This is a genomic window from Pseudomonas sp. B16120 (genome assembly GCF_044218845.1).
GTDB classification, from domain to species: domain Bacteria; phylum Pseudomonadota; class Gammaproteobacteria; order Pseudomonadales; family Pseudomonadaceae; genus Aquipseudomonas; species Aquipseudomonas paracarnis.
Map to the genome: position 1 here is coordinate 5,593,803 of NZ_CP162588.1, position 23,687 is coordinate 5,617,489.

At 60.8% G+C, this 23,687-nt stretch carries 28 protein-coding genes; 7 read left to right on the plus strand and 21 right to left on the minus strand.

Annotation, left to right across the window (positions count from 1 at the left end):
- Nucleotides 1-32 precede the first annotated feature (32 nt).
- Nucleotides 33-269 (minus strand): hypothetical protein, encoded by a 237-nt coding sequence (locus AB4P90_RS26120; protein WP_003194531.1) that lies wholly within the window; start codon nucleotides 267-269, stop codon nucleotides 33-35.
- Nucleotides 270-774: 505 nt separating this feature from the next.
- On the opposite strand from AB4P90_RS26120, the gene ycaC reads away from it, so the two are divergent.
- Complete coding sequence (gene ycaC / locus AB4P90_RS26125) at nucleotides 775-1,407, plus strand: isochorismate family cysteine hydrolase YcaC (protein WP_014720109.1); 633 nt, start codon at nucleotides 775-777, stop codon at nucleotides 1,405-1,407.
- Between the two features lie 137 nt (nucleotides 1,408-1,544).
- Here the strand turns inward: ycaC and AB4P90_RS26130 are convergent, their stop codons facing one another.
- The 9 genes from AB4P90_RS26130 to AB4P90_RS26170 all read right to left on the minus strand — a co-directional run bounded on the left by AB4P90_RS26130 (nucleotide 1,545) and on the right by AB4P90_RS26170 (nucleotide 8,927).
- Nucleotides 1,545-2,702, minus strand: a complete 1,158-nt coding sequence (locus tag AB4P90_RS26130) for a glutathionylspermidine synthase family protein (RefSeq protein ID WP_014720110.1) — start codon at nucleotides 2,700-2,702, stop codon at nucleotides 1,545-1,547.
- Between the two features lie 11 nt (nucleotides 2,703-2,713).
- Entirely contained in the window at nucleotides 2,714-3,421 is a 708-nt protein-coding gene (locus AB4P90_RS26135) for a DUF1190 domain-containing protein (protein WP_198833161.1), read from the minus strand.
- 18 nt (nucleotides 3,422-3,439) lie between these two features.
- Complete coding sequence (locus AB4P90_RS26140) at nucleotides 3,440-3,868, minus strand: DUF350 domain-containing protein (RefSeq protein WP_003194539.1); 429 nt, start codon at nucleotides 3,866-3,868, stop codon at nucleotides 3,440-3,442.
- A 15-nt stretch (nucleotides 3,869-3,883) separates the two neighbouring features.
- Nucleotides 3,884-4,558 (minus strand): DUF2491 family protein, encoded by a 675-nt coding sequence (locus tag AB4P90_RS26145; protein WP_020302431.1) that lies wholly within the window; start codon nucleotides 4,556-4,558, stop codon nucleotides 3,884-3,886.
- A complete protein-coding gene (locus AB4P90_RS26150; protein WP_019818834.1) occupies nucleotides 4,545-5,579 on the minus strand; it encodes an ion channel in 1,035 nt (344 codons plus the stop codon). The genes AB4P90_RS26145 and AB4P90_RS26150 overlap by 14 nt, the downstream gene beginning before the upstream one ends.
- Before the next feature lie 72 nt (nucleotides 5,580-5,651).
- Nucleotides 5,652-6,212 carry a rhomboid family intramembrane serine protease gene (locus tag AB4P90_RS26155; RefSeq protein ID WP_019818836.1) on the minus strand — a complete coding sequence of 187 codons (561 nt, stop codon included), beginning with the start codon at nucleotides 6,210-6,212 and terminating at the stop codon, nucleotides 5,652-5,654.
- Nucleotides 6,213-6,368: 156 nt separating this feature from the next.
- The gene (locus AB4P90_RS26160; RefSeq protein WP_014720114.1) at nucleotides 6,369-7,067 is read right to left on the minus strand and encodes a PspA/IM30 family protein; all 699 of its coding nucleotides are present in this window, start codon (nucleotides 7,065-7,067) and stop codon (nucleotides 6,369-6,371) included.
- A gap of 18 nt (nucleotides 7,068-7,085) precedes the next feature.
- Nucleotides 7,086-7,667 carry a YjfI family protein gene (locus AB4P90_RS26165; RefSeq protein ID WP_019818839.1) on the minus strand — a complete coding sequence of 194 codons (582 nt, stop codon included), beginning with the start codon at nucleotides 7,665-7,667 and terminating at the stop codon, nucleotides 7,086-7,088.
- A 228-nt stretch (nucleotides 7,668-7,895) separates the two neighbouring features.
- The gene (locus tag AB4P90_RS26170) at nucleotides 7,896-8,927 is read right to left on the minus strand and encodes a YhcG family protein (protein WP_130175053.1); all 1,032 of its coding nucleotides are present in this window, start codon (nucleotides 8,925-8,927) and stop codon (nucleotides 7,896-7,898) included.
- A 174-nt stretch (nucleotides 8,928-9,101) separates the two neighbouring features.
- Here AB4P90_RS26170 and AB4P90_RS26175 point away from each other — a divergent pair, with 174 nt between their 5' ends.
- The 6 genes from AB4P90_RS26175 (at nucleotide 9,102) to AB4P90_RS26200 (ending at nucleotide 15,366) form a co-directional block, all read left to right on the plus strand.
- Complete coding sequence (locus tag AB4P90_RS26175) at nucleotides 9,102-9,746, plus strand: NAD(P)H-dependent oxidoreductase (protein ID WP_014720117.1); 645 nt, start codon at nucleotides 9,102-9,104, stop codon at nucleotides 9,744-9,746.
- On the plus strand, nucleotides 9,685-10,062 hold the full coding sequence (locus tag AB4P90_RS26180; RefSeq protein WP_395605480.1) for a MerR family transcriptional regulator: 378 nt from the start codon (nucleotides 9,685-9,687) through the stop codon (nucleotides 10,060-10,062). The genes AB4P90_RS26175 and AB4P90_RS26180 overlap by 62 nt, the downstream gene beginning before the upstream one ends.
- A 156-nt stretch (nucleotides 10,063-10,218) precedes the next feature.
- Nucleotides 10,219-10,461 carry an exodeoxyribonuclease VII small subunit gene (locus tag AB4P90_RS26185; protein WP_003194556.1) on the plus strand — a complete coding sequence of 81 codons (243 nt, stop codon included), beginning with the start codon at nucleotides 10,219-10,221 and terminating at the stop codon, nucleotides 10,459-10,461.
- Nucleotides 10,458-11,345: a (2E,6E)-farnesyl diphosphate synthase gene (gene ispA / locus AB4P90_RS26190; protein ID WP_014720119.1), complete on the plus strand. Its 888-nt coding sequence runs from the start codon at nucleotides 10,458-10,460 to the stop codon at nucleotides 11,343-11,345. Before AB4P90_RS26185 ends, ispA begins: the two co-directional genes overlap by 4 nt.
- 110 nt (nucleotides 11,346-11,455) lie before the next feature.
- Nucleotides 11,456-13,354, plus strand: a complete 1,899-nt coding sequence (dxs, locus tag AB4P90_RS26195; protein ID WP_014720120.1) for a 1-deoxy-D-xylulose-5-phosphate synthase — start codon at nucleotides 11,456-11,458, stop codon at nucleotides 13,352-13,354.
- Nucleotides 13,355-13,491: 137 nt separating this feature from the next.
- The gene (locus tag AB4P90_RS26200) at nucleotides 13,492-15,366 is read left to right on the plus strand and encodes a TonB-dependent receptor domain-containing protein (RefSeq protein WP_038451662.1); all 1,875 of its coding nucleotides are present in this window, start codon (nucleotides 13,492-13,494) and stop codon (nucleotides 15,364-15,366) included.
- A gap of 90 nt (nucleotides 15,367-15,456) precedes the next feature.
- Here AB4P90_RS26200 and AB4P90_RS26205 read toward each other — a convergent pair whose 3' ends face one another.
- The 11 genes from AB4P90_RS26205 to nrdR form a co-directional block, all read right to left on the minus strand.
- On the minus strand, nucleotides 15,457-16,242 hold the full coding sequence (locus AB4P90_RS26205) for a cobalamin-binding protein (RefSeq protein ID WP_020302437.1): 786 nt from the start codon (nucleotides 16,240-16,242) through the stop codon (nucleotides 15,457-15,459).
- Entirely contained in the window at nucleotides 16,239-16,658 is a 420-nt protein-coding gene (locus tag AB4P90_RS26210) for a hypothetical protein (protein ID WP_014720123.1), read from the minus strand. Before AB4P90_RS26210 ends, AB4P90_RS26205 begins: the two co-directional genes overlap by 4 nt.
- On the minus strand, nucleotides 16,655-17,272 hold the full coding sequence (gene ribA, locus AB4P90_RS26215) for a GTP cyclohydrolase II (protein ID WP_005791841.1): 618 nt from the start codon (nucleotides 17,270-17,272) through the stop codon (nucleotides 16,655-16,657). The genes AB4P90_RS26210 and ribA overlap by 4 nt, the downstream gene beginning before the upstream one ends.
- Before the next feature lie 129 nt (nucleotides 17,273-17,401).
- Entirely contained in the window at nucleotides 17,402-18,124 is a 723-nt protein-coding gene (locus AB4P90_RS26220) for an ABC transporter substrate-binding protein (RefSeq protein WP_019818851.1), read from the minus strand.
- Between the two features lie 54 nt (nucleotides 18,125-18,178).
- Nucleotides 18,179-19,144, minus strand: coding sequence for a thiamine-phosphate kinase (thiL, locus tag AB4P90_RS26225; RefSeq protein WP_395605481.1), 966 nt, complete (start codon nucleotides 19,142-19,144; stop codon nucleotides 18,179-18,181).
- An 18-nt stretch (nucleotides 19,145-19,162) separates the two neighbouring features.
- On the minus strand, nucleotides 19,163-19,663 hold the full coding sequence (gene nusB / locus AB4P90_RS26230) for a transcription antitermination factor NusB (protein WP_014720126.1): 501 nt from the start codon (nucleotides 19,661-19,663) through the stop codon (nucleotides 19,163-19,165).
- Nucleotides 19,660-20,136, minus strand: a complete 477-nt coding sequence (gene ribE / locus AB4P90_RS26235; protein ID WP_003194576.1) for a 6,7-dimethyl-8-ribityllumazine synthase — start codon at nucleotides 20,134-20,136, stop codon at nucleotides 19,660-19,662. Before ribE ends, nusB begins: the two co-directional genes overlap by 4 nt.
- A gap of 88 nt (nucleotides 20,137-20,224) precedes the next feature.
- On the minus strand, nucleotides 20,225-21,316 hold the full coding sequence (gene ribBA, locus AB4P90_RS26240) for a bifunctional 3,4-dihydroxy-2-butanone-4-phosphate synthase/GTP cyclohydrolase II (protein ID WP_003194579.1): 1,092 nt from the start codon (nucleotides 21,314-21,316) through the stop codon (nucleotides 20,225-20,227).
- 15 nt (nucleotides 21,317-21,331) lie between these two features.
- Nucleotides 21,332-21,994, minus strand: a complete 663-nt coding sequence (locus tag AB4P90_RS26245) for a riboflavin synthase (RefSeq protein ID WP_014720128.1) — start codon at nucleotides 21,992-21,994, stop codon at nucleotides 21,332-21,334.
- Nucleotides 21,995-22,043: 49 nt separating this feature from the next.
- A complete protein-coding gene (gene ribD, locus AB4P90_RS26250; protein WP_395605482.1) occupies nucleotides 22,044-23,171 on the minus strand; it encodes a bifunctional diaminohydroxyphosphoribosylaminopyrimidine deaminase/5-amino-6-(5-phosphoribosylamino)uracil reductase RibD in 1,128 nt (375 codons plus the stop codon).
- Entirely contained in the window at nucleotides 23,168-23,632 is a 465-nt protein-coding gene (nrdR, locus tag AB4P90_RS26255) for a transcriptional regulator NrdR (protein ID WP_019818855.1), read from the minus strand. The genes ribD and nrdR overlap by 4 nt, the downstream gene beginning before the upstream one ends.
- Nucleotides 23,633-23,687: the final 55 nt, after the last annotated feature.

Genomic DNA, 23,687 nt, shown 5'->3' on the forward strand with positions numbered 1-23,687 from the left:
TGGACGATCAAAACCGAACAGGCGACGTCATATCACCTAGGCTGCAAACACTCCACAGCCCTATCCGCCACCATCTTCGCCATCTCCACCAAATGCATCACCGCCCTCTGTGGCGCAGCCACTGACTCGCCGATCACCTGCGACGTAGCCAGCGCACAATGCAGCAGCTCAGCCACCTGCACCCAGGCATCCTCGAAGCTCAGTTCTTCATTGACCGTAAATGGGTTGGTTGCGCCTGACGACGGCGAATCCGAAACAACGTTATCCATAGCAAAACTCCAATCGATAATTTGAAGCTGCCAATTACGCGACTAAACGAAAGGTGGCAGCTGTACGCAGGTTAGTCGACCGGTCGATTGGAACCCGGCGCACCCGAAGGTGCCCTGCGCACAGCCACCATAAGATGCAGGCGATGAGGTGCCTGACTCATGAGTTGCATATGCGCCAATCGAATCCGGGCGACTAAACCCGATCACTGAATTAGCAGTGACGGTCAGCAGCCTAGTCACCCAATTCCACTGGCGCAAGCGGTTGGGATTCTCTCGGAAACGTCCTGCAAAGGAAAGGGATCGGACCTGCTAGCTACTCAAAATCAGGCAATTCACTCCTGGTCTGCACAGCGACCCGGAGGCCTGAAATCGGGTGCCAACTATTGTCCACTTTAAGTTGACAGTAAGACTCCTTCCACCCGATTTATCCCTCGTCACCTACCCATTAATCTGTGCTCATGTTGAACGCAACGCCCAACCAACCTAAACAAAAAAGGATTCAACCATGAGCACTGCAACCTACAACCGCTTGAACAAAGACGACGCCATTGTTCTGCTGGTCGACCACCAGACCGGCCTGATCTCGCTGGTGCAGGACTTCTCCCCCAACGAGTTCAAGAACAACGTGCTGGCCCTGGCTGACCTGGCCAAGTTCTTCAACTTGCCGACCATCCTCACCACCAGTTTCGAGCAAGGCCCTAACGGCCCGCTGGTGCCGGAGCTGAAGGAGATGTTCCCGGACGCGCCGTATATCGCTCGCCCTGGTCAGATCAACGCCTGGGACAACGAGGATTTCGTCAAGGCAATCAAGGCCACCGGGCGTAAGCAGATCATCATTGCCGGTGTGGTGACGGATGTGTGTGTGGCGTTCCCGACCTTGTCGGCGCTGGCAGAAGGTTTTGAGGTGTTTGTGGTGACGGATGCATCGGGCACGTTCAATACCACCGTGCAGCAAGCGGCGTGGAGCCGGATGACGCAGGCCGGTGCGCAGTTGATGAACTGGTTCTCGGTGGCGTGTGAGTTGCACCGCGACTGGCGCAACGATATCGAAGGGCTGGGGAATTTGTTGTCCCAGCGGATTCCTAACTACCGCAATTTGATGAACAGCTACTCGGCCCTGTCTGCTCGCCAGAGCTAAGACTGCCATGCTCCGTATTGAGCCTGCCTGAAAAGGCAGGCTTTTTTATGGGTGTAGATTGAGAGGCGTGCGGGTGACGCGGAGCGTCACTGGATGCGTTACCACGCGGAGCGTGGGAACGAACCCGTCAGACGTCCCTAATCCAGGATCAAGTGCGGCAGAAACCGGCTTGAATCCTTGGTGATCAAGCTATTGTCCTCGCGCACACCGATGCCGGCGGCCTGGTCGCCAATGACCCAAGAGCCGATCAGCGTGTAGCTGTCACCAAATTTTGGCAGCGGTGCGAACTCTTGAAGGATGAAGGGCGCATCCGTGTAGGGGCCGTCTTCTTTTACGGTCAGGCCTTCGGCGGTTTGCAGTTCGATGTTGGCGCCTTCACGGGAGAAGAACGGCTTGCGCACCCAGCCTTTTGGCACGGCTTTGCCTGGGTCGGTGTCCAGGTGGGACGCGAGCAGGTTGGGGTGGCCTTTGTTGAATTCCCACAGCAGCGGCAGGATGCCTTTGTTGGAAATAATGGATTTCCACGCGGGCTCGAAGAACTGTGTGTCGCTCTGGGCAATCGCGGCACCAAAGGGTTCGTGGAAGATGAACTCCCAGGCGTGCAGTTTGAACAGGTGGGGAATCCAGCGATCTTCAAGGTCGACGAAGCGGCCTTCGCTGTTCAGGCCGATGTCTTCGATGTCGATGTGGCGCGATTCGATGCCGACCTTTTCAGCGACCAGGCGCAGGTAGTCGGTGGTGCCTTTGTCTTCGATCGAGTCTTTCATCGAGGCGAAGTAGAACGGCTGGTTGACCTGCAGTTGCGCGAAGGCCTGGTGCAGTTTGGTGTCGATGCTATTGAACTGGTCGGCGTGCTTGGGCAGCAGGCCGCGTTCGATGCATTGTTCCAGCCAGCCCCACTGAAACGCGGCTGCTTCGTAGAGGCTGGTGGGGGTGTCGTAGTTGAGCTCCAGCAACTTGGCGGGCCCGCTGCCGTTGTAGGAGAAGTCCATGCGCCCGTAAAGGTGCGGGTGGCCTTCGAGCCATGAGGTTCGGATCATGTCGTAGAAAGGCGCGGGGATGCTCAGGCGTTCAAGCAGTTCTTCGCTGTGGACCACGCGGGCGACGAGGTCCATGCACATGTCATGGAGCTCGGTGGTCGGGTCTTCGAGGTCGCGCTCGATTTGCTTGAGCGTGAACTGGTAGTACGCGCTTTCGTCCCAGTAGGGTTCGCCGTCGATGGTATGGAACAGGAAGCCGAGGCTCTCGGCGGTGTGTTTCCAGTCATGACGCTCTGCGCATTGGATCTTCTTCATGGCCGGTTTCCTTAGCTGCTCGACCCGCCGCCCCAGCCGCTGCGTGCGCTGGCTTTGCTGCCGAAGCCGCCGCGGGAGGTGGCCGATGAAACCGAGCTCGACTTAGGTGAAGAGCGCAGCGTGCTGGTGTAATTGCTGCTGCCGTAGCGGGCTTGGTTGGAACGGCCAAAGGTCGCGCCATTGGACACGCGTTGGTTGAGCGTCGAGTTACCGTAGTTGCCGCGATCATCGCGGTAGCGGTACACCGGCTCGGAACGGTAGCTGTTGCGGTTGTTGCTCAGCATGTTGCCGATCAGCAAGCCGGTCAGCAGGCTGCTGGTGGAGAAGCCTGAGCCGCCGCTGGCCTGAGCGTTGGCCGCTTGCGCATTGGCAGCGTCGACTTGGGATTGGGTCACCTGGCCGTCGGCGGTCAGTTCGAAACCGCCCAAGCGCGGGATGAATTTGCCGGTGGAGTCTTGCTGGCACCAGTCAGCGACAAAGTCGGCGTCGCAATCGGCCTGGCTGTCATACACCGGCGCAATGCGGCGATGCTCGGCCATGGCCGTCATGTAGGCGTCCGAGCAGACGTCTACCGGAAGTTTTTCATCGGCGCATTGCTGTACCGATTGGAAGTTGTACTTCTTTTGCAGGTCGTAGGTTTTTTCCGTTGGGCCACAGCCGGATATCGCCATGGCGACCGACGCTGCCAGCGACAGCTGGACGTACTTGCTTCGTTTCATCGGGAGCTCCGTGGGCAATCAGTTCGAGGTGGGCGTCATGCACGCGGCATTCAGCATGCCGACGCTGATGGCCACCGCGGCCACGTAGATACCGGCCGCCAGTTCGCCCTTCTTGATGCGCTCGGACGTGCCTTTGAGCACCAGGCTGGTCAGCAGGAACGCCAGCAGTTGGACGACGGCGGCGATCACGGCCCAGACGATGAAGTCGAGAACGTTGATCGAGTAGGCAATCACATTGCTGGCCGGAATGGCGAAACCGACGATGGCACCGCCCAGGGCGACCGCTGCGGAGGTGTTGCCCGCACGGATCAGTTCGAACTCCTTGTGCGGGGTGATGCGGGTGTAGATGAACTGGAACAGCGCGAACAGTACCGCAGCCCCCAGGATGTAGAGGACAAAGCCGAGCACCGCAGCTTTGTTGAGGGAGATGGAGAGTGCTTCTAGCATGGACGGCTTCCTTTTTTAGAGCGTAGTCAGGTCGGTGGTGTACAGCGAAATGCCCAGGGATGTGCTCAGGCTGATGGTGCCTTCGGCATCTTCTTCGACGGAGAACAGCAGGAACTCTCGGCGGTCGGTCAAGCCGGTGTCGCGGGCGTATAGCATCGAACGGTGCTCGACGCTGTAGGTGGCTTCTGGGCTGATGACCTGTTCGCTCATCGCCACCAATTCGGTCTGGCCATCTTCGCTGCCCCACTCCCGGAAGAACTCGACGCCGTCGTGGGTGTAGGTCGGCAGACCGATCAGGCTTTGTGGGCCCGCGAGCCTGCTCAGTTCCGCTTCACTGCTGATGGTGACGTAACTCAGGTAGTTGAACAGAATCACTGACTCGACCTGGCCCGCTATCTGGCCGGTGGTGTGCACCTGCAACCAATAATCTTCGTCGTTCATGTAATAGCGCGACAGCCAGGTGGACTGGCCGAGGTCGATGGTGCCGTTGCTCCAGATTTCCTGGGAGCCGGGGATCACCACGTTGGTTTTTTCATCGAGCAGCAATTTCAGAGTCGTGTCAAACATCACGCCCTTGCCCGGCGCCAGGCCCAAAGGGCCGGTGGCAGGCAGGCTTGGGCTGGCGGTTCGGCTCGAGTCGGTAGTGGCTTTTGGGGCCTCAAGCCCCATCAACTGTTTAAGCCATCCCATGAAAGATTTCCTTAAGGCGAGTGGAAGCGATGTAGAAGAGTTCGCCGCCTTTGACCGCTGTGGCACTGGGCGGGTTGATCGACGGCTGCTGAACACCTTTGGCGCGATAGCCAATGAGGGTGGCGTTGTGGCGCTCCTTCATCTGCGTGTACAGCTCGCCGAACGTTGCCTCAAAGGCGTCGGGCAATTTCATCAGGTATTGCGTGGCGCCCTGCCCCACGCACAGCAACTCATTGATGACCACCGACGAGCCCGGATCCTGAGAGGCGCGCACCAGCATTTCGATCGCCATGCTGGACGTGCATTCCAGGCGCGGGGCGTAGGAGCTGGCCAGTGCAGCGATTTCACTTTCGTTGAAGTGGGCGACCACATGCCCGACGGGGCTCAGTTGATTCACCGCCAGCACGGTGGCCAGCGTCAGGTCATCAGACGGGGTCCGAACCAGCACACGCTCGGCACCGGGCACACCGGCACGCAGCAACAGTGCGGTGGAAGACAGGCTTTCGCCGCGGATGAACGCTGCTTTGCCCGGCATCGGATTTTCTTCAAGGCTGCAATCGCAGATCACGATCAGGTTGTCGTTCGAGGTTTCGTCTTGCAGCAACAACTCAATCACCCGCTCGCTGGACGCGCCCTCCCAGCCGATCAGCACGGTATGGCCGACCTTGCCGGTGAAATCACCTTTGCCCTTCATGCCCTTTCTCCATGCATCGATAACACTGCTGGTGGTTTTGCCGATGGCTGCCGTGAGCAGCGCAATGCCCCCGAGCATGACCCAGGCCGCCACGAAAATTCGCCCAGCAGAAGTCTGCGGTGCGAGGTCGCCATAGCCGACGGTGAGTGTGGTGGTGAGATAGAAGTAGATAAACGTGGCGGCAGCGGTGAGGTGTTGTTCGCCCAGCAACACCAGGCCCAGGTAAGCGGTGCTCAGGTGGACACCCAAGGCAACGATCAGGCCTGCCCAACCGAAGCGATGAAAGAGGGACGAGGCGTACATGCGTAACAGTAGGAAAATCGACATTTAGCCCCTGGCTCCCTGGGTACTTGAATCCTGACGACAGCATCGCCTCGACGTCTGGATGCTCAAGTGCGTTCACCCGGCATTAAACCCGCTGCGCGGCGTGGATAGAAGTACCTTGGCTGCAATAAATCCGGCGAGCGCACCAAACAGATGCCCTTCGAAGGAAACGCCCTGCCGCGGAAGGAAGCCCACGACCAGTCCGCCATACAGCAAAGCCACAACAGCGGCTGTTAGCAGGTTGCCCCAGCTTCTGTGAAACCAGGCGCGAGACAGCAGATAGGCCCATAGCCCGAACACCCAGCCGCTGGCGCCGACGTGTACGCCTGAAAAACCGAACAGCCAGACCAACAAGCCGCCCAGCAGAATGACGATGGCACTGACGGCGATGAACCGGTTGACCCCTTCGATGATGACCAGAGAACCCAGGATCACAAAGGCAATCAGGTTGGCGCTCAGGTGGGCGAAGGAGGCGTGCAAAAACGGTGATGTGAGGATGCCGAACAGACCCTGCATCGTTCTCGGGATTAGCCCGAATGCCATGAGGCTGTAACCGGTCACCACATTGAGCAGTTGCAGCGCGACCATGAAGAGGGCCAGGCCTGCGATTGTCTTGAAACCCTTCAAGGCGTTCATCCTGACCTCAACATACAAAAGAAGAGCACTGCGACTGTGGCGAGGGAGCTTGCTCCCGCTGGGGCGCGAAGCGGCCCCAAAAACAGGACTGCTGCGCAGCCCAGCGGGAGCAAGCTCCCTCCCCACAGAGTTGCAGGCTTAACTGACCTGCGTTGATTACTCAGCCGACTTTTGCTTCAGACGCTCCAGAATCGCATTGGCACTGCCTTCGTTCGGCGTGATGCCGGCATCGCGCAGTTTGCGTTCCAGGTCTGTCCCCGTCGACGCTTCAGCCAGCTCATCCTGGGCTTGCAGCTCAGCGGCGCGTTGTTGCTGTTTGGCCTGCAAGCGATTGAGCGTACCGACGGCGGTTTCCAGCTTGCCGTTGGCACCGCCGCTGGCAATGGAGGCACTGACCTGGGCCTTTTGCACGCTGTCGCGAGCCTTGGCCATGTCCACTTGCTGGCGCAGGCTTTTGATGCGGCTTTCGGCCTTGGTGATGTCTTTGCGCATGCTCTCAGCGTACCCACCGAACTCGGTGGTCTGCTTTTGCTCAACGTCCCGCTCGTTGGTCAGGGTCGAAATGGCTTCGGCCACTTCCAGGGCGAGGTCTTCACGGTTGGCCTGGATAGCGGCCATCGCCTTGGATTCCAGGTCTTTGATCTTGGCGTCGTACTCGCCAACACGATCAGCCGCCAGTTTGTGCTTGGCCATGATGCTCACCAGCTCACGCTTGGCGTTGGCCAAGGCGCTGTCTGCATCGCGAATTTCCTGGTCAAGGATGCGCAGGGCCTGTTGGTCGACGATCGATTCGCCGACTTCGCTGGCACCGCCACGCAACGCGGTGAACAATTTGCTCCAGATGGACTGAGTCATTGGGTTTTTCCCGAATAATTAAATGAAGAAACGTTCGAAGGCTTCGCTGGCGCGCTGCACGTTATCAACCAGGGTTTTCACCTCGGTCACGATGTTGGTCAGGCTGGAGTCGGAGCTGAGCGCACCGAACATGTTGTAAACCACCTGCCCGTTCGGCATGGACTCGATACCGATCGACGACAACGGGAACATCTCCCGGCTGCGCAGCACGGCGTCATTGAAGGCCGGCACGTCGTTGATGGACTCGGCGTCGACCAGGACGGTATCCACGATGATTTGCTCGCCCACCACCGCGATGTAAATCGGCAAGCCACCAAAGTCGTTCATTTCCAGCTTGATGCTGGACTCGGAGCCTTGGACGAGAGAAAGCGTAATGTCATTGGACGTCACGTCATCCAGCGCCTGAAGAGCACTGTAAAGACGATCGATATTCCAGTTAGTACCTGCGCTCATGAAATTCTCCGACATGAATGAGCCAGCCAGGATCGGTTGGCGTAGCTGTTTCTCCATTTGCTTGAGCAGGCTTCGGTTTTCGGGAAGCACCCAAGTCTCGTGTTTCACATAACCGGCCGCCGCCAGCCCCGCACGCATCTGCTTCATGTAAAAGCTCGACGGCTTTTTTGCGGACGGCTTCAAGCGCTCTCCCTTGAGGCTTGTTGAATCGGTATCGGGCCCAGTTGATGGGCTCGATGGAGAGCTGCTGTTCATGGTACTGACCTCGCTGTGAAAAACTCACGCGTGAGAAAATCTACAGGCAATCCGCAAGGTACTCAATAGCTCACGCGTGAGATTTTTCCTTACATTTTTCAGCCACCGAAAAGACCCAGCCTACCCCGCCAACTCCCGCTCGATTTGCTCGATGCTAGGCAAGCTCGATTGCAGTTCGGCTGGCAAAGACTCCATCAGTTGATATTGCGCCACACCAATAGGCCGGTTGTTATCGCGCAGTGCGTATTCAGCCACCACTTCATTTTTACCCTTGCACAACAAGAGGCCGATAGTCGGGCCATCCTGTGGGTGCTTTATCTCGGCATCCACCGCCGCAAGATAGAAGCTCAATTTGCCCAGATGCTCGGGCTTGAACTTGCCTGCCTTGAGTTCGATCACCACATAGCAACGCAGCTTCAGGTGATAGAACAACAAGTCGATGAAGAACTCATCGCCGCCTACATTCAGCAGCACTTGCCGGCCAACGAAGGCAAAACCTGCGCCCAACTCCAACAAGAAGTCAGTGACATGCTTGATCAGGGCGTTTTCGATTTCGCGCTCTTGTGCATTCTGACCCAGGCTGAGGAAATCAAAGCGATAAGGGTCCTTAAGAGACTCGCGAGCCAGGTCGGATTGCGCTTTGGGCAGATGGCTTTCGAAGTTGCTCACTGCCTTGCCACTGCGCTCCAGCAGGCGATTTTCAATGTGCATCACCAAGGTGTTGCGCGACCAACTATGCTTGATCGTTTGGATGGCGTACCAACGTCGCGTTTCAGGGCCGGGAAGTTTGTCCAGAAGCGCGATTTGATGGTACCAAGGCAATTGTGCAAGCACCTCTTGCACAAATTCCCAATCCGGCCACGCCTCGGCAAAAGCACGCATGTATTTCAGATTGCGCGGCGAAAAACCCTTGATGTCAGGAAAGGCCGCCCGCAGATCTTGCGCAAGGCGGTCGATCACTTTACTACCCCAACCTTGAGCGTGCTGACGCGCCAAAATATCGTGACCGAGCTGCCAGTAGAGCAGCACCAGCTCACGATTAACGGCAATTGATGCGCGCTGTTGCGCCTGATGGATACGGCCCTTGAGGTCTGTCAGCCAATCGCCGTAGCCCTCAGGAGGCGCGATCAACCCGATAGAAGTTTCGCTCATGCCTTTTTTACTCTGGTGTTTTCGGCAGGCTAGCCAGCCGACAGTACCGTCACAAGCATTCGAGAACAGTTCAGGAAGGGTCCTGCGTACCTCACAGAAAGGTCCTGCTGGCACTTGACTCTCCCCTATACGGCACCCCCTACCCTGAATGCCCTTTTCTCAGAACTTATCACCATGAGTCAGCGCATTCTGGTCATTCTCGGCCACCCGTCCGCCGATAGCTTTTGTTCCGCCCTCGCGCACACTTATATCCACGCTGCTAAAACGGCCGGTCACGAAGTCCGCGTCCTGCGCCTGGGTGATCTCAGGTTCGACCCCATCCTTCATCATGCTTACACCCAGGTTCAAGCGCTGGAACCTGACTTGCTCAGCGCCCAAGCCGACATCCTTTGGGCCGAGCATCTGGCCTGGGTTTTCCCTGTCTGGTGGGGCGGTATCCCGGCACTGATGAAGGGCTTTATCGACCGCGTTTTCCTCCCCGGCTTTGCCTTCAAGTACCGCGCAGGCAAGGCATTCCCAGACAAGCTGCTAAAGGGCCGAACCGCGCACTTGTTAGTGACCCTCGACACGCCGCCGTGGTATTACCGCTGGGTTTATCGCATGCCGGCCATCCACCAAATGCGGCGCACCACGCTGGCGCTGTGCGGCATCGCGACGAGCAAGACGCTGCTGTTGGGGCCGGTGCTGGGCTCTTCGCTGACGCAGCGGGCCAAGTGGCTGAAACAGGCCGGCGCACTATTTGAAAAAGGGAGTTTTCATGTACATCGGCAAAGCCGCGCAGTTGTCCGGCACGACCATCAAGGCGACTCGTCACTATGAGGCAATCGGGCTGATGCCAGCGCCTGCGCGTCGGGGCGGTTATCGCGTTTATACCGAGCAGAGTGTCGAGCGGCTGATGTTTATAAAGTGCGCGCAACAGCTGGGGTTCAAGCTCAAGGAATTACAGGAGATTTTGCAGGGGTACGAGGGTGATGCGCTTCCCTGGGACAAGGCTGACCAAGCCATCGCCAATAAGAAGCAAGCGTTAGCCATGCAAATTGTGGCATTGCAGAATATGCATCAGGGTTTATTGGTCTTCGAGGCCCAATTGAAAGCGGCGCAGGGGGAGTGCTGGGTCGCCACGAAGACAAGCTGAGACTCGGTGAGCCGAATAAGGTCGCTAATCGGCTCATGGGGTGAGCCGAATAAACCCATCAATCGGCTCACATCACCGTGTGTGCGCCACTCATTTGCCCCAATCCCCCATGTCTGCTAGTGTCGCGCCGGTTTACCGTCTACCGGAATTGCCGCCATGGCCCGCAAAAAAGTTGCACTCGATTTCGAACAATCCCTCGCCGACCTGCAAGCCCTGGTCGAGCGTCTGGAGAACGGCGAGTTGTCGCTGGAAGACTCGTTGACAGCGTTTGAGCAAGGCATCGGCCTGACCCGCGACTGTCAGAGCGCGTTGGCGCAGGCGGAGCAGAAGGTCCAGGTGTTGCTGGAGCGTGACGGGGAGTTGGCCGAAGAGCCTTTCGATGCGGAACAGCCGGAATGATCAGCGCATACCAGGCCAGTAGCCAAGCCCGGGTGAATGCCGCGCTGGAGCCCCTGTTTGTTGCGCCAAGCCCGGAAATGACGCGCCTCTATGAGGCCATGCGCTACAGCGTGATGAATGGCGGCAAGCGTGTGCGCCCGTTGCTGGCCTATGCCGCCTGCGAAGCTCTCGGGGCGCCGGCAGCCGAGGCGAATGGCGCGGCCTGTGCGGTCGAGTTGATCCACGCCTATTCCCTGGTGCATGACGACTTGCCGGCAATGGACGACGATGATTTGCGTCGCGGCCAGCCCACCACCCACAAAGCCTTCGATGAGGCCTATGCAATTCTGGCCGGAGATGGCTTGCAGAGCCTGGCGTTCAGCGCATTGCTGGACCCGACGCTAAGCAGCGTCAACGCCGAGATCCGCTTGCGCATGGTCACCGCCCTGGCCCATGCAGCGGGCCCGGCTGGAATGGTCGGCGGGCAGGCCATCGACATGGGCTCGGTCAGCCTCAAGCTCGATCAAAAAGCCCTCGAACACATGCATCGCCACAAGACCGGTGCGCTGATTGAGGCCGCCGTGCAACTGGGCGCCCTGGCCAGTGGCCGTGCCGACGCCGAGCAATTAGCGGCGCTGCAGACCTATTCTCGCGCTGTCGGCCTGGCCTTCCAGGTACAGGACGATATCCTCGACGTGGAAAGCGACACCGCCACCCTCGGTAAACGCCAGGGCGCCGATATCGCACGTGACAAGCCGACTTATCCTGCCTTGCTGGGGCTGCAAGCCGCCAAGGCCTATGCCATCGAGCTGCGTGACCAGGCTCTGGATGCCCTGCGACCTTTCGACGCGGCGGCCGAGCCACTGCGTGACCTGGCGCGGTATATCGTCGAACGTCGCCACTGACAGCCGCGGCCATTTGCGCTGCATATCGGCCAAGTTCGGCCCTCTGCGTGGGCAGTTTGCACGGCTTGAGGTAAACTGCCGCCTCTTCTATACCTATAACGATTCGCCTGATGCCCACGACGTTTCAAGAGATTCCCCGCAAACGCCCGTCTACGCCCCTGCTCGACCGTGCTGCCACGCCGGACGGCCTGCGTCGACTGGGTGAAGCCGAGCTGGAAACCCTGGCCGATGAGCTGCGCCTGGAATTGCTCTACACGGTCGGCCAGACCGGTGGGCATTTTGGCGCCGGGCTGGGCGTGATCGAGCTGACCATCGCCTTGCATTACGTGTTCGACACCCCGGACGACCGGCTGGTGTGGGACGTGGGCCACCAGGCGTATCCGCATAAAATCCTCACCGGCCGTCGCGAGCGCATGGCCAGCCTGCGCCAGAAGGACGGCCTGGCCGCCTTCCCACGCCGTGCCGAGAGCGAGTACGACACCTTTGGCGTCGGCCACTCCAGCACGTCCATCAGTGCAGCACTGGGCATGGCGATTGCCGCCCGCCTGCAAGGCAGTGAGCGCAAGGCGATTGCGGTGATTGGTGATGGCGCGCTGACCGCCGGCATGGCCTTCGAAGCGCTGAACCATGCGCCGGAAGTGGACGCCAACATGTTGGTGATCCTAAACGACAACGACATGTCGATTTCGCGCAACGTGGGTGGCCTGTCCAATTATCTGGCGAAGATCCTCTCCAGCCGTACCTACGCCAGCATGCGCGAAGGCAGCAAGAAAGTGCTGTCGCGTCTGCCTGGCGCATGGGAAATTGCGCGCCGCACCGAAGAATATGCCAAGGGCATGCTGGTACCCGGCACACTGTTCGAAGAGCTGGGCTGGAACTACATCGGCCCTATCGACGGCCACGACCTGCCCACCCTGATCGCCACGTTGCGCAACATGCGCGACCTCAAGGGCCCGCAATTCCTGCATATTGTCACCAAAAAAGGCAAAGGTTTCGCTCCGGCGGAAGTCGACCCGATTGGTTACCACGCGATCACCAAGCTCGAACCCCTCGATGCCCCCGCCGCCGCGCCGAAAAAAGCCAGCGGGCCGAAGTATTCCGGGGTGTTTGGCGAATGGCTGTGCGACATGGCCGCCGCCGACCCGCGCTTGGTGGGTGTTACCCCGGCGATGAAGGAAGGCTCCGATCTGGTGGCGTTCAGCGAGCGTTTCCCGCTACGTTACTTCGACGTGGCGATTGCCGAACAACACGCCGTGACCTTCGCGGCCGGCATGGCCTGCGAAGGCGCCAAGCCAGTGGTGGCGATCTATTCCACCTTCCTGCAACGCGGTTATGACCAACTGGTTCACGATGTGGCGGTGCAGAACCTCGATGTGCTGTTCGCCATCGACCGTGCCGGCCTGGTGGGCGAGGACGGCCCGACCCATGCGGGCAGTTTCGACCTGTCGTACCTGCGCTGCATCCCCGGCATGCTGGTGATGACCCCGAGCGACGAGAACGAACTGCGCAAGATGCTCAGCACCGGCCACCTGTACAACGGCCCGGCCGCTGTGCGGTACCCGCGCGGCACCGGCCCGAACGCCGTGATCGAAAAAGACCTGGAGCCGATCGAAATCGGTAAAGGCATCGTGCGTCGCCAAGGCAGCAAAACTGCGTTCCTGGTGTTTGGCGTGCAACTGGCTGAAGCCTTGAAAGTCGCCGAGAAGATCGACGCCACCGTGGTCGACATGCGGTTCGTCAAGCCACTGGATGAAGCGTTGGTACGCGAAATTGCCGCCAGCCATGAGCTGCTGGTGACCGTCGAAGAGAACGCCATCATGGGCGGCGCCGGTGCGGCGGTCAGTGAGTTCCTGGCGCGGGAGAACATCCTCAAGTCGGTGCTGCACCTGGGCTTGCCAGATGTATACGTCGAACACGCCAAGCCGGCGCAGATGCTGGCTGAATGCGGGCTGGATGAAGCGGGTATCGAGGCGTCCGTGCGCGAGCGCCTGGCGCTACTGAATCTGTAATCAGCCCCAACTGTGGGAGCTGGCTTGCCTGCGATGACGGCGGCACATTCGCTAACAATGTGTCAGATACACCGCTATCGCAGGCAAGCCAGCTCCCACAGTGGTTTTGCATGACCTTCGAATGCTATGGACAGCCCATGAAACGCCTGTGCCTTGCCCTGCTACTGCTTCCCTGCGCCGACCTGCTCGCCGACACCCGCGACCAGGCCCTGAAGCTCTCCGACGTGGTCATCAGCGCCAACCGCCAAGTCCAGGCGCGTAATGACAGCAGCGCCGCCAACACCGTCTTCACCCGCGCCGACATCGACCGCCTGCAACCCACCAGCGTCACCGACCTGCTCAGCCGCGTGCCGGGCGTGCAAGTTGCGCCGACCGGTGGGCGTGGCAGTTTGCCGGGGATTTTCATTCGCGGCACCAAGTCGGCGCAGAGCCTGGTGCTGGTGGACGGCCAACGCATCGCCAACACCACCTCCGGCGACAGCGGCTTGCAATACCTCAACGTCGATCAGATTGAACGGGTGGAAGTGCTGCGCGGTTCACGTTCGGTCATTTACGGCAGCGATGCGATTGGCGGGGTGATTCAGGTGTTCACCCGGCGCAATGCCGAGCAAGGCTTGCAGCCGCGCCTGAAACTTGGCTTTGGCAGCAACCAGACCTGGGAACGCAGCCTGGGCCTGTCAGGCGGCGATGAACACACGCGCTTCAACCTGGGCGCGAGCCTGGATGAAACCGCCGGCATCAACGCGAGCCACGCGTCGTTCCCCAGTGACGGCGACCATGATGCCTACCGCAACCAGTCCGTCAGCCTGAACCTCAGCCACTCGTTCAGTGATGAGCTGGAGGTGGGCTTCAATCTGCTGGATAACCGTGGCAAGTCGGAGTACGACAACAGTTATGGCCGCTACGACGGCGCCACCGGGCAAAGCCTGGGCCAGAAACCCTACACCGACTACACCGTGAGCAGCGCCAGCGGCTATGTCGATGCCAAGCTCAATGACAGCTGGCAGTCGCGCCTGGAGCTGGGCCACAGTGAAAACCGCGACACCAAGCGCGATACCCTCAGCGATGATTACAGCGCATTCAACACCTACCGCGACTCGGTCAATTGGCAGAACGACCTGATCCTGGATGAGCAAAACAGCCTGATCGTCGGTGGCGACTGGTATGAAGACCGTTTCCACGGTTCCACCACCTTTACCGAGAACAGCCGCTGGAACCGGGCGGCCTTCGTGCAGCACCGCTTCCAAAGCCAATGGTTTTCCACCGAGCTGGGCCTGCGCCGTGACCAGAACCAGCAGTTCGGCGGCCAGAACAGTTGGAGCGGCACCCTGACCTTGCCGGTCAACCCCGACAATGACTTGCTCTTGAGCTACAGCGAAGGCTTTCGTGCGCCAACCTTCAACGACCTCTATTACCCCGACACGCAGTACAGCAACCCCAACCTGCAGCCCGAGACATCAAAGAGCTACGAGCTGCAATGGCGCAGCCAACTGACCGACAGCACACGCCTGGAAGCCTCGCTGTATCGCACCGACCTGAGCGACGCGATCATCCTTGACGCCGGCAAGCCGCAAAACGTGGCGTCGGCGCGGATCAACGGCTTTGAAGCGGCGCTCAAGCAAGAACTGTTTGGCTGGCAGGGCAACCTGGGCCTGTCGCTTATCGACCCGCGTGACCGTGACAGCGGCCACACCCTGGCACGTCGCGCACGGCGAACGGTGAACCTGGATCTGGACCGGCAATTTGATCAACTCGGTCTCGGCGCCAGCTGGCAAGCGATCAGCAGCAGCTACGACGATGAAGCCAACCGCAACCGTCTGGGCGGTTATGCCTTGTTGGGGCTGCGCAGTAGTTGGGCGTTGAACCGGGAGGTGTCGTTGTCGCTGAAGGTGGATAACGCGCTGGACAAGTCTTATGCACGGGCGAAGTACAGCTACCTCGGGGAAAACCAGAATTATCGTGAAGAAGGTCGGGTGTGGATGTTCGGGGTGACGTGGACACCTGAGCTCTAAGTAGCCTGATCCGGCGTCATCGCAGGCAAGCCAGCTCCCACAATTGAAATGCATTCCCCTGTGGGAGCTGGCTTGCCTGCGATAGCGTTGTCACAGGTTCGGCGCAATCACCTGGCACAACCGCCCCACCGCCTCCAACATCTGCCCGCTGGGCCGCTCAAGGCCCTTGTCCGGCACTAACCGCACCCGAGCAGCCATCGCCGGCCATGCCGTCCAGGCCTCCCTCTGAGCCTGATCCCCCACCAGGATCACCTCGGGGTCTCGCGCCAGCACCGATTCGATATTCACCTGCGGCGCCGGCAACTTCAGGTCATCGAACACATTGCGCGCCCCGCACACGCTGAGGGCATCGCTGATGATCTGCCCACCGCCCACGGTGTACAGCGGCTGGTTCCACACTTGGTAGAACACTCGCAGCGGCTCGGCCCGCTGGTAGCGCTGGCGCAACTCGGCCAAGCGCTGGCGCAATTGTGCCGCGCGCTGGTGCCCGGCCTCGGCGCGGCCCAATTGCTCGGCAATGGCCTGCACCTGCGCGGTCAGTTGTTCAAGGCTGTGGGGTTCGGCGACGTACACCGGGATATTCAATCGTTGGAGCTGCTCGCGCTGGGCCGGGCCGACGCTGCCAGGCCAGAGCAGGATCAGGTCGGGCTTGAGGCTGAGCAGGCGCTCCATGTCCAACTGGCCGTAGTGCCCGACCGAGGTCACCTTCGCCAACGCCGCCGGGCGGTCACCACCATCAAGCATGCCGACCAGCAAGTCCTCGGCACCCAGCTCAAGCACGATTTCAGACAGTGACGGCGCCAGGCTGACAACCCGCTCGACCGGCCAGCCCTGGGCACTGAATATCAGCAGCAGCGCCAGCCAATAGCGCTTCATCCCAACTGACGCGGTATGCGATAGAGATAGAACAACACCAGCGTCGACAGCGCCAACAGAAACAGCGGCACTGCCTCCAGGCCGACGAACACCGCCAGCGCGCCAATCCAGGCCGGTAACGCTGCAACCAGCAACGCCGTGCGCCGACGCGCCGCCAGGGTGATCCAGGCTGCGGGCTCTTGAGCAGTATCAAGGGCTTTGGAGGTGGCGATCAGCGCGTGTTTGTAGGCGTGAAAATAACGCAGGCTGAGAAACATCGAGGCCACGCCGGCGATGAAGAACGGCATGGCCAAGACGGGCAACAAGGATTCAGCCCGGCCAAACAGCAGGTTGATCACGAACAACGGCAGCAATGCCAGGGCCAGGTACTGCCACCAGTTGAAGGACAGTCGCCGTTTCACCTGGCCACGGGTCACGCGCGGTCGACCTCGCCCTGGTGCTCGTTGCCCATCATGTGATCGAGCTTGCTGGCTTTGGTGGCCAGGTAGAGCTTGTTGTGCGGGTTGTGCCCGGTGTGCAGCGGCACGCGCTCGGCCACGGTGATGCCCATCTCGGTCAAGGCTTTGACCTTGCGGGGGTTGTTGGTCATCAGGCGCAGGGATTTGACCCCCAGGTGCTCGAGCATCGGCAGGCAGATGGCGTAGTCGCGCTGGTCGGCAGCAAAGCCCAGGCGCTCGTTGGCCTCGACGGTGTCGGCGCCGCCGTCTTGCAGTTCGTAGGCGCGGATCTTGTTCAACAGGCCAATGCCGCGGCCTTCCTGACGCAAGTACAGCAACACGCCACGGCCTTCACGGGCGATGGCTTGCAGTGCAGCCTCCAGTTGCGAGCCGCAGTCACAGCGCTGGCTGAACAGCGCATCGCCGGTCAGGCACTCGGAATGCACACGCCCCAGCACCGGCGCGCCATCCGTGATGTCGCCGAGGCTGAGCACAACGTGCTCGCGCCCGGTGGCTTCTTCAAGAAAGCCGTTCATGGTGAACGTGGCAAAAGGGGTAGGCAGCTTGGAAGCGGCGACGAAAACGACGGGCACCGTGTGCTCCTGATTTCAGATTTCACAGAGGCGGGCATTGTAACAGCACGTTCCTACAGACGCTTAAGCTGAATTATCGCTGATAAAGATCAATAGGTTCGATTGGCCTTTGAGTCAGTTCTATGGGCGTCAGAACGGATACGGCTGTTTCCAGCGTTCGAAAATCGCTTTCAGCTCACCGGTCTGGACCAGGATGCCCAAACGCTGGTCATACATGGCCATCAATGCCCTGCCGCGCGCGGTGTCGGCAAAGCCTACGTAGAGCGGCAGTTCAGCAATATGGGTGAGTTTGAACAGCGCCGGGTCTTGCGCCTGGCTGAGCACGTATTTGGCTTCGGTGAGGGCGTCGATATAAAAATCGGCACGGCCGTGTTGTAGCATCGGCAGAATGCCGCTGCGCCGCTCGATCTGGTTGAAGCGGCGCACGGTGGGCAGGTATTCCTCGTATTTATAGCCGCGCACCCAGGCCAGGCGATAGTTGCCCAAGGTCGCCAGGGTCGGTGTCGGCGCAGTGGCCAACCCGAGGGCGTAGACATGATCGGCGTCGAAGTTCCTGCGGGGGTACAACACACCGCTGGCCTCATCGCGATAGGTGCCGACACAACCATCCACCTCACCACGCTGGGCCAGGCCGACCGAGCGGGTATAGGGTACGCTGCGGATGTGCACGGTGATGCCAGCCGGTTCAAAGACTTGGCGCAACAGGTCCCAGGCCAGGCCGCTGCCATCTTTGTTGGTGTAGTCGTTCCACTCCTCACTGGCCAGCACGATTTTGCCGGGCATGGGAGTGTCCGCCTGGGCCAGGGAAGCGAAGGTACACAGCACGATCAGCAGCCAGCGGCATGCAGCCATAGTCACGGCCTCTTACTTGGGATAATCGTATAAAGGGTAGCGCAGACCGCCGGCTTAGGGCGTCTGGCGAAAATGCTGGTAGCCGCGCACAGCCGGGGTGATGTCTTGGCCGTGGACGTCGAGCAGCGTTACGCCCTGCCCCGCTTCGACCCGGCCGACCACATGCAACGGCCAGCCATCCGCCTGCAACGGCGCTAACTCGGACGGTGGCAAGGTGAACGCCAGCACATAGTCGTCGCCCCCACTCAACGCCGCCACGTGAGCCTGGTCTTCACCAACAAACGCCAGCAAGGCCTCGGACAACGGCAACCGGTGGCGCTCAACCACCAGGCGCACCGCTGACGCCTTGGCGATATGCCCACAGTCGGCCAACAGCCCATCGGAGATATCCATCGCTGCTGTCGCCTTGCCCCGCAGCGCAAGCCCCAGGGCCAACTGCGGTTGCGGCGACCAGTAATGCGCCAGCAGCGGCTCGGCGATTGCTGCGTCAGCCGTGCGTTGCCCCAATACCAGCGGCAACGCGCCAGCGGCATTGCCTAACTCGCCGCCGACACACAGCAGGTCGCCCGGCTGTGCACCGCTGCGCGTCAAGGCCTGGCCAGCCGGCACGCGGCCGAACACGGTCAGGGTCAGGCTCAGCGGCCCACGGGTGGTATCGCCGCCCACCAGGCCCACGCCGCAGTTTTGCGCCATGGCATTCAAACCTTGGGCATAGCGTTGCAGCCAATCGGCTTCGACGCTCGGCGTGGTCAGGGCAAGGGTAAAGGCGAGGGGGTGGGCGCCCATGGCGGCCAGGTCGCTCACCGCCACGGCCAGCGAGCGCTGGCCGAGCAGGAACGGGTCACAGGGGTCGGCAAAATGCACGCCAGCCACCAGCGTATCGGTGGAGACTGCCAGTTGCTCCCCGGCGGGAAGCGCCAGCAAGGCGCAGTCGTCGCCGATCCCCAGGGCAATGCCTTCGCCACCTTGCGCACAGGGCGCGGCGGCGAAGTATGTGCGGATCAGCTCAAACTCACCCATTGAGGAATCAAGCGCAGATTAGCGCTTGTGTTCCTTCACTTCGGCTTCACGCAGGCGCGGGGCCAGCTTGTCGAGCACGCCGTTGACGAACTTGTGGCCGTCGGTCGAACCGTAGACTTTCGCCAGCTCGATGCCTTCGTTGATCACGACGCGGTACGGCACGTCAACGCGCTTGAGCAATTCCCAGGTAGACAGGCGCATCACGCACAGCTCAACCGGGTCGAGCTCTTCGATGGTCAGGTCCAGGCATGGCGCCAGGGCTGTGTCGATCTCGGTCAGGTTGGCGTGCACGCCGTGCAGGATGTCGTGGAAGTAGCTCTGGTCGGCGAAGGTGAAATCGTTATCGACGCGAAACTGTGCCTCGATTTCGTTCAGCGAAGCGCCCGCCAGGTGACGCTGGTACAGCGCCTGGGTCGCGAGTTGACGCGCCTTGCGGCGCTTCTCGCTCTTGGACGGTTTGCCGGCATCGGCAGGACGCGGGTCCTGAGGGTTGAACTGATCGCTTTCGTCGGAAATCACTTGGCCTCCAACTGCGACAGCAGGCTGACCATTTCCAGGGCGGACAAGGCAGCTTCAGCGCCTTTGTTACCGGCTTTGGTGCCGGAACGCTCGATGGCTTGCTCGATGGAATCAACGGTCAGTACGCCGAAAGCGACTGGCACGCCGAATTCCATGGACACCTGGGCCAGGCCCTTGGTGCATTCGCCGGCCACGTATTCGAAGTGCGGGGTGCCGCCACGAATGACCGCGCCCAGGGCGATGATCGCCGCGTATTCACCCTGCTGAGCAACTTTTTGCGCAACCAGTGGAATTTCGAAGGCGCCAGGCGCGCGGATAAGGGTGATATCGCTCTCGCTCACACCGTGGCGAACCAGGGCGTCAACCGCACCGCTTACCAGGCTCTCAACCACGAAGCTGTTGAAGCGGCCAACCACCAGGGCATAGCGGCCTTTGGGGGCGATGAAGGTACCTTCGATGGTCTTCAGGGTCATTCGACAAATCTCTTAAAGAGCCGGGACGCGAAAAGTGCGTCCCTCAGTGATGATTTAACCGCGAACAAGGGGCAAGAATCGCCGGCCTTTATTCGGAGGGCACGTATTCTACAACTTCCAGGTCGAATCCGGATATCGCATTAAATTTCATCGGTGCGCTCATCAGGCGCATTTTGCGCACCCCCAGGTCGCGCAGGATCTGCGAACCGGCACCGACGATGCTGTAGGTGGTCGGTTTTTTCACCGGCACGGCGTCAGCGGTTTCGCGGATATGCGCCAGCAATACATCACCGTCCAGCGGGTGGCCGAGCAACAGCACCACACCGCTGCCAGCCTCGGAAACCGCAGCCATGGCGGCGCGCAGGCTCCAGCGACCGGGCTGCTTGACCATCAACAGGTCACGCAGTGGGTCCATGTTATGTACGCGTACCAGGGTCGGTTCTTCGGCGCAAATGTTGCCCAGGGTCAGGGCCATGTGCACATCGCCTTCCACTGAATCACGGTAGGTCACCAAATTGAATTGGCCCAGTTCGCTGTCCAGGGGCTGCTCGGCAATCCGCTGAACGGTACGTTCGTGGATCATGCGGTAGTGAATCAGGTCGGCGATCGTGCCGATCTTGAGGTTGTGCTCGGCGGCAAAGGCTTCGAGTTCAGTACGACGGGCCATGGTGCCATCGTCGTTCATCACTTCGCAGATCACCCCGCTTGGCTCGAAACCGGCCATGCGCGCCAGGTCGCAGGCGGCTTCGGTGTGGCCGGCACGGGCCAGGGTACCGCCCGGTTGGGCCATCAGCGGGAAGATGTGGCCGGGGCTCACGATATCTTCGGCCTTGGCGTCTTTCGCGGCGGCGGCTTGCACGGTGCGGGCGCGGTCAGCGGCGGAAATGCCGGTGGTGACGCCCGTGGTGGCTTCAATGGATACGGTGAACTTGGTGCCGAAACCCGAGCCATTGCGCGGCGCCATCAACGGCAGCTTGAGCAATTCGCAGCGTTCGCGGCTCATGGGCATGCAGATCAGCCCACGGGCGTGCTTGGCCATGAAGTTGATGTGCTCGGGCTTGCACGCTTCGGCGGCCATGATGATATCGCCTTCGTTCTCGCGATCTTCGTCATCCATGAGGATGACCATCTTGCCTTGGCGGATGTCTTCAACCAGTTCTTCGATGCTATTGAGCGCCACGCGGCACCCCCTTGGTCAGGATTTCAGGTAGCCGTTAGCGGCCAGAAAACTTTCGGTGATGTTGCCTGATGCAGGCTCTGCGGCCTTTTCGCCCAGCAACAGGCGCTCCAGGTAACGGGCAAGCAAGTCCACTTCCAGGTTCACCCGGCGACCCGGCTGGTACGAGGCCATGATGGTTTCGCTGAGGGTGTGGGGAATGATGGTCAGTTCAAATTCGGCGCCATTCACGGCGTTCACGGTCAGGCTGGTGCCGTCGACGGTGATCGAGCCTTTGTGGGCGATGTACTTGGCCAGCTCTTTGGGCGCGCGGATGCGGAATTCCACCGCGCGGGCGTTTTCGCTGCGGGCCACCACTTCGCCGACGCCGTCGACGTGGCCGCTGACCAGGTGACCGCCCAGGCGCGTGGTGGGCGTCAGGGCTTTTTCCAGGTTGACCGGGCTGCCGGCCGCAAGATCGTTCATCGCGGTGCAGTCCAGGGTTTCCCGGCTGACATCGGCAGCAAAGCCGTTGCCCGGCAGCTCGATGACGGTCAGGCACACGCCGCTGACGGCGATGCTGTCGCCCAGCTTGACGTCGCCGAGGTCCAGCTTGCCGGTTTCAACCAGCAGGCGGACATCCCCGCCTTTGGGGGTCATTGCACGGATGCTGCCGATGGATTCGATAATGCCGGTGAACATTTCGTTCTCCTGAAAACGAGGGGGCTGACGCTCAAGCGCAGGCCGGGAATTATACGCTCACTGCTGGGACGGGGATGGCAGTGACTCGCCAGTCGTCGCCCACAGCGCGCATTTCGGTGATCTTGAATTGGGGAGCATCGGCCAACTTATCAAGCGGCCAGTCCAGCAACGGGCGGGCAGCGGAGCCGAGGAACTTGCCGGCGATGAATATCACGTATTCATCCACCAGGCCTTGTTGGGCAAACGCGCCGGCCAGGCTTGGGCCGGCTTCCACCAACACATCGTTGACGCCACGGGCAGCCAGGGCGACCAATGCCGAGCGCAGGTCAACCTGGCCCTCCACACCTGGAACCACAAGGCACTCAGGGCCGCGGGGGAACTGGTTTTCCGGAGTCACGCAGGTGATGACCAATGCCGGGCCGGCCTTGAAGAACGGTGCGTTGAGCGGCACCCGCAGGCGGCCATCGATCAGCACGCGCAACGGCGGGCGCGACATGGCCAGGGCGGTGGTTGCGTCGTCCAGGCCCAGTTCGGCGGCGCGTACGGTCAAGCGGGCACCGTCGGCCAGTACCGTGTCGGCACCGGTCAACACCACACTGGCCTCGGCACGCAAGCGTTGCACCGCAGCACGGGCGGCGGGGCCGGTGATCCATTGGCTTTCGCCGCTGGCCATCGCCGTGCGGCCGTCCAGGCTCATCGCCAGCTTGACCCGCACAAACGGCAGACCGTGCTCCATGCGCTTGAGGAAGCCGGGGTTAAGCGCCCGCGCTTCGGTTTCCAGCACACCACTACGAACCTCGATACCGGCCTGGGCCAGGCGTTGCATGCCTCGGCCAGCCACTTCGGGGTTCGGGTCCTGCATGCCGGCCACCACCCGCGCGACGCCGGCGGTCACCAGCGCATCGGCACAGGGCGGCGTACGGCCATGATGGCTGCACGGTTCAAGGGTCACGTACACCGTCGCGCCACGGGCCTTGTCGCCAGCGGCGCGCAGGGCATTGGGCTCGGCATGGGGCTCGCCGGTGCGCTCATGCCAGCCTTCGCCGACAATCTGCCCGTCACGCACTATCACGCAGCCAACCCGCGGGTTGGGGTGGGTGGTGTACAGGCCCTTGCGCGCCAATTCGAGGGCGCGGGCCATGTAGTGGGCGTCGAGCACAGCCTGTTCAGATGTCATTGTTTGGAGGGCTCACGGGCCAGGCGGTCGATCTCTTCGCGGAATTCATTGAGGTCCTGGAAGCGTCGATACACCGAGGCAAAACGGATATAGGCGACTTCGTCGAGTTTTTGCAGCTCGCCCATCACCAGCTCACCGACTACCAGGCTCTTGACCTCGCGCTCGCCGGTCGCCCGCAGCTTGTGCTTGATATGCACCAGCGCCGCTTCCAGGCGCTCGACACTCACCGGGCGCTTTTCCAGGGCGCGCTGCATACCGGCGCGCAGTTTTTCTTCGTCGAAAGGCTGGCGGCTGCCGTCGGACTTGATCAGACGCGGCAACACCAGTTCGGCGGTTTCGAAGGTGGTGAAACGTTCACCACAGGCCAGGCATTCGCGCCGGCGACGCACTTGGTCGCCCTCGGCGACCAGACGCGAGTCGATGACCTTGGTGTCGTTGGCACCGCAGAAGGGACAGTGCATGGTTGGCAGGCAACAAAAAATGGGAGGGCCATGGTAGCGCATCCCTGTGGCAAGA

What these genes read in the sequence shown, in the direction of transcription:
- AB4P90_RS26120 (WP_003194531.1), bottom strand. Translation starts at nt 269, where the DNA reads ATGGATAACGTTGTTTCGGATTCGCCGTCGTCAGGCGCAACCAACCCA.
- ycaC (WP_014720109.1), top strand. Translation starts at nt 775, where the DNA reads ATGAGCACTGCAACCTACAACCGCTTGAACAAAGACGACGCCATTGTT.
- AB4P90_RS26130 (WP_014720110.1), bottom strand. Translation starts at nt 2,702, where the DNA reads ATGAAGAAGATCCAATGCGCAGAGCGTCATGACTGGAAACACACCGCC.
- AB4P90_RS26135 (WP_198833161.1), bottom strand. Translation starts at nt 3,421, where the DNA reads ATGAAACGAAGCAAGTACGTCCAGCTGTCGCTGGCAGCGTCGGTCGCC.
- AB4P90_RS26140 (WP_003194539.1), bottom strand. Translation starts at nt 3,868, where the DNA reads ATGCTAGAAGCACTCTCCATCTCCCTCAACAAAGCTGCGGTGCTCGGC.
- AB4P90_RS26145 (WP_020302431.1), bottom strand. Translation starts at nt 4,558, where the DNA reads ATGGGATGGCTTAAACAGTTGATGGGGCTTGAGGCCCCAAAAGCCACT.
- AB4P90_RS26150 (WP_019818834.1), bottom strand. Translation starts at nt 5,579, where the DNA reads ATGTCGATTTTCCTACTGTTACGCATGTACGCCTCGTCCCTCTTTCAT.
- AB4P90_RS26155 (WP_019818836.1), bottom strand. Translation starts at nt 6,212, where the DNA reads ATGAACGCCTTGAAGGGTTTCAAGACAATCGCAGGCCTGGCCCTCTTC.
- AB4P90_RS26160 (WP_014720114.1), bottom strand. Translation starts at nt 7,067, where the DNA reads ATGACTCAGTCCATCTGGAGCAAATTGTTCACCGCGTTGCGTGGCGGT.
- AB4P90_RS26165 (WP_019818839.1), bottom strand. Translation starts at nt 7,667, where the DNA reads ATGAAGCAGATGCGTGCGGGGCTGGCGGCGGCCGGTTATGTGAAACAC.
- AB4P90_RS26170 (WP_130175053.1), bottom strand. Translation starts at nt 8,927, where the DNA reads ATGAGCGAAACTTCTATCGGGTTGATCGCGCCTCCTGAGGGCTACGGC.
- AB4P90_RS26175 (WP_014720117.1), top strand. Translation starts at nt 9,102, where the DNA reads ATGAGTCAGCGCATTCTGGTCATTCTCGGCCACCCGTCCGCCGATAGC.
- AB4P90_RS26180 (WP_395605480.1), top strand. Translation starts at nt 9,685, where the DNA reads ATGTACATCGGCAAAGCCGCGCAGTTGTCCGGCACGACCATCAAGGCG.
- AB4P90_RS26185 (WP_003194556.1), top strand. Translation starts at nt 10,219, where the DNA reads ATGGCCCGCAAAAAAGTTGCACTCGATTTCGAACAATCCCTCGCCGAC.
- ispA (WP_014720119.1), top strand. Translation starts at nt 10,458, where the DNA reads ATGATCAGCGCATACCAGGCCAGTAGCCAAGCCCGGGTGAATGCCGCG.
- dxs (WP_014720120.1), top strand. Translation starts at nt 11,456, where the DNA reads ATGCCCACGACGTTTCAAGAGATTCCCCGCAAACGCCCGTCTACGCCC.
- AB4P90_RS26200 (WP_038451662.1), top strand. Translation starts at nt 13,492, where the DNA reads ATGAAACGCCTGTGCCTTGCCCTGCTACTGCTTCCCTGCGCCGACCTG.
- AB4P90_RS26205 (WP_020302437.1), bottom strand. Translation starts at nt 16,242, where the DNA reads ATGAAGCGCTATTGGCTGGCGCTGCTGCTGATATTCAGTGCCCAGGGC.
- AB4P90_RS26220 (WP_019818851.1), bottom strand. Translation starts at nt 18,124, where the DNA reads ATGGCTGCATGCCGCTGGCTGCTGATCGTGCTGTGTACCTTCGCTTCC.
- thiL (WP_395605481.1), bottom strand. Translation starts at nt 19,144, where the DNA reads ATGGGTGAGTTTGAGCTGATCCGCACATACTTCGCCGCCGCGCCCTGT.
- ribE (WP_003194576.1), bottom strand. Translation starts at nt 20,136, where the DNA reads ATGACCCTGAAGACCATCGAAGGTACCTTCATCGCCCCCAAAGGCCGC.
- AB4P90_RS26245 (WP_014720128.1), bottom strand. Translation starts at nt 21,994, where the DNA reads ATGTTCACCGGCATTATCGAATCCATCGGCAGCATCCGTGCAATGACC.
- ribD (WP_395605482.1), bottom strand. Translation starts at nt 23,171, where the DNA reads ATGACATCTGAACAGGCTGTGCTCGACGCCCACTACATGGCCCGCGCC.
- nrdR (WP_019818855.1), bottom strand. Translation starts at nt 23,632, where the DNA reads ATGCACTGTCCCTTCTGCGGTGCCAACGACACCAAGGTCATCGACTCG.